A 1801-nucleotide genomic window follows, 5' to 3' on the forward strand; every position below is an offset into this window, starting at 1 on the left:
TTCAACCTGCCGCTCATCCGGTTGGTACCACGGTGGAAGTATTAGATCTGTTCTTCAATACGCCTGCTAGGCGAAAGTTTCTACGTACCGAAAAAACAGAATTTACCCATATTGATGAACTCGTTAAACGTATTGCGTTGAGTCGTTTTGATGTCACGCTTACTCTGCGGCACAATGGCAATTTGGTTCGTCAATATCGAGCGGCAAAAACCGAAGCGCAGCAAGAGAAGCGGCTTGCAGCCGTGTGTGGTGCAGCTTTTGTTCGTCATATGCTGCGTATTGAATTAGAGCATCAAGGCTTAACATTACAGGGGTGGATCACGACACCAGAAGGAGCTCGACAGCAAAGTGATCTACAGTATTGCTATGTGAATGGACGAATGATGCGTGATAAGTTGATCAATCATGCTATTCGTCAAAGTTATGAAAGTAGCTTACGTGCCGATCAGTTTGCTACCTATGTGTTATTTATTGAGTTAGATCCTCATTTTGTTGACGTTAATGTGCACCCAGCTAAGCATGAAGTCCGTTTTCATCAGGCCCGTTTAGTACACGACTTTATTTATCAAGCCCTCAGCCAAGCTTTATCAGAAAATAAGCATACCGATACACGAGAGCGGAATCAGGCCGCCTTTCATGAACCGTCTGAAGTTGCTTCAGACTTACCGACAGCGACTCTTGCACATGTTTGGCAAGCGATAGAAAAAACACCCGATTATCCTGGTAAAGCGGCAGCGGAACCAGCGAATAACCTCTCTTTTGTGCGAGAAAAAGCAGCATCAAATTCGTGGATTCGGCCGGTAGCAAAAAAAACGGCACCACTATCAGATCGTTCCGTCGTTAGTCCACAACAAACAAAAGCTTATCAGCACTTAATGCAGACGATAGAACCGCTTTCCTCTGACGCGTCTGCGCCCAGTTCTCCTGCTGTAGAGGCCACGTTTCCTTCTTTAGATAAAGTGTCTTTGGGTAAAGCGATAGCGGTTGTTGACGGGCAATATTTATTGATGACATCGGATCAAGGGTGCGTTTTACTGGCATTAACTAAAGCGCTTGAGCTAAAAATCTTCGGGCAATTAAATGCTCAACAAACCGCGTTAAAAAGTCAGCCATTATTGGTTCCACTCGCAGTCAAGATGGCTGAACAGGAACATGCGGCGTTACAGCAAAGCCACGAATTATTATCAAGGTTAGGAATTGAACTTACGATTCGCTCGCCCTCATCATTGATGATCATGGGCGTTCCTCAACCACTGAGACAGCAAAATTTACAATCCTTAATTCCAGAGTTACTTGGCTATATTTCGGCTCAACAGGCGAATGGATCGGCTGAGTTGACGTTGGCCCAATTAACTCATTGGCTTAGCCAACGTGTGATGATAACTAAAACTGACTACACTTTGTCTGAAGCGATCCAGTTGGTTGCCGAGATCGAACAGTTATGGCAAGGTAAGCTTCCCTTTAATGATCACCACTTTATACAGTTGGTGGATTTTTCCACTACGATTGCAGCATTACATTCATGACAACACAATTACCTCTTGCCTTATTTTTAATGGGGCCAACGGCTTCTGGAAAAACAGGTTTAGCGATTGAGCTTCGAAAAAAATTCCCGGTTGAAATTATTAGCGTGGATTCAGCTTTGATTTATCGAGGGATGAATATTGGCACCGCTAAACCCACAGCGGAGGAGTTAGCACAAGCTCCGCACCGTTTGATTGATATTCTAGATCCTAGCGAAGCATACTCTGTCGCTGATTTTCGGCAAGATGCGCTACGTGAAATGCAAGCAATTGTCCGT

The 1801-nt window shown here is 44.6% G+C and carries 2 protein-coding genes; both read left to right on the plus strand.

The genetic code is table 11. The features are described 5' to 3' along the window. Window positions 1-1526: DNA mismatch repair endonuclease MutL (gene mutL / locus B7C60_RS01665; RefSeq protein ID WP_245868395.1), on the plus strand; the 1526-nt coding region annotated here is incomplete at its 5' end. Beyond that, on the plus strand, window positions 1523-1801 hold a 279-nt coding region (locus B7C60_RS17510), incomplete at its 3' end, for a tRNA (adenosine(37)-N6)-dimethylallyltransferase (protein WP_281251635.1). The genes mutL and B7C60_RS17510, both read left to right, overlap by 4 nt.

It is taken from the genome of Vibrio fujianensis, from assembly GCF_002749895.1.
In the GTDB taxonomy this organism is placed as follows: domain Bacteria; phylum Pseudomonadota; class Gammaproteobacteria; order Enterobacterales; family Vibrionaceae; genus Vibrio; species Vibrio fujianensis.